This window comes from Saccharothrix sp. NRRL B-16314 (genome assembly GCF_000716595.1).
Taxonomy (GTDB): Bacteria; Actinomycetota; Actinomycetes; order Mycobacteriales; family Pseudonocardiaceae; genus Actinosynnema.
Map to the genome: position 1 here is coordinate 1 of NZ_JNXC01000190.1, position 336 is coordinate 336.

The window sequence follows — 336 nt, forward strand, 5'->3', positions numbered from 1 at the left end:
GATCCCCTCGTCGGTGTGGGTGGGCGGCATCCGCACGTCGACGATGGCGACGTCCGGCTCGTGCTCGGCCACCGCGGCCAGGAACGATCCCGGCGTGTCTGTGGTGGCCACCACGTCGAGCGACTCGGCGCGCAGCAGCAGTGCCAAGCCCTCGCGCAGCAGCGGGTCGTCCTCCGCGATCACGATCCGCACGGCAGCTCCACTCGCATCGTCGTCGGCCCGCCGGCCGGGCTGTCAAGGGTAAAACGCCCGTCGTAAGCCTCGATCCGCCGGCGGATACCGGCCAGGCCCGACCCCTTGCTCTCGTCCGCGCCCCCCTGGCCGTCGTCGCTGATC

Annotated in this window: 1 protein-coding gene and 1 pseudogene; both read right to left on the bottom strand. The window is 72.0% G+C overall.

Features of this window, described 5'->3' with window-relative positions; translation table 11 throughout:
- A partial coding sequence (locus tag OQ02_RS39605) for a response regulator (RefSeq protein ID WP_033443826.1) occupies nucleotides 1–192 on the bottom strand: 192 nt, incomplete at its 3' end.
- Nucleotides 180–336, bottom strand: a pseudogene (locus tag OQ02_RS46555) (sensor histidine kinase); the annotation flags it as partial. The gene OQ02_RS39605 and the pseudogene OQ02_RS46555, both read right to left, overlap by 13 nt.